Annotated in this window: 1 pseudogene; it reads left to right on the top strand. The window is 72.6% G+C overall.

From position 1 onward, the window contains the following. Positions 1-216, top strand: a pseudogene (gene cca, locus SB822_RS61445) (multifunctional CCA tRNA nucleotidyl transferase/2'3'-cyclic phosphodiesterase/2'nucleotidase/phosphatase); the annotation flags it as partial. Between the last annotated feature and the right edge of the window lie 14 nt (positions 217-230).

Genomic DNA, 230 nt, shown 5'->3' with positions numbered 1-230 from the left:
GCCGAAGCCTTGCAGGCTTGCGAAGCCGACGCGCGCGGGCGGCTCGGTTTCGAGGCGCGCGACTATCCGCAGGCCGAGCGCTTGAGAGTCGCGCTCGTCGCGGCGCGCGGCGTGGATGCGGGTGCGGTCGCGAAGCAACTCGCCGATGCGCCGGCCGGCATCAAGGACGCGGTGCATCAGGAGCGTGTGCGGGCGGTGGCGGCGGCGCTGGAGTGAAACGCTCGATGCAC

The sequence above is a fragment of the Paraburkholderia sp. SIMBA_054 genome, assembly GCF_046534875.1.
Classification (GTDB): domain Bacteria; phylum Pseudomonadota; class Gammaproteobacteria; order Burkholderiales; family Burkholderiaceae; genus Paraburkholderia; species Paraburkholderia hospita.
Note: the sequence above shows the minus strand (reverse complement) of the source record. Positions and strands in the feature narration are given on the sequence as shown.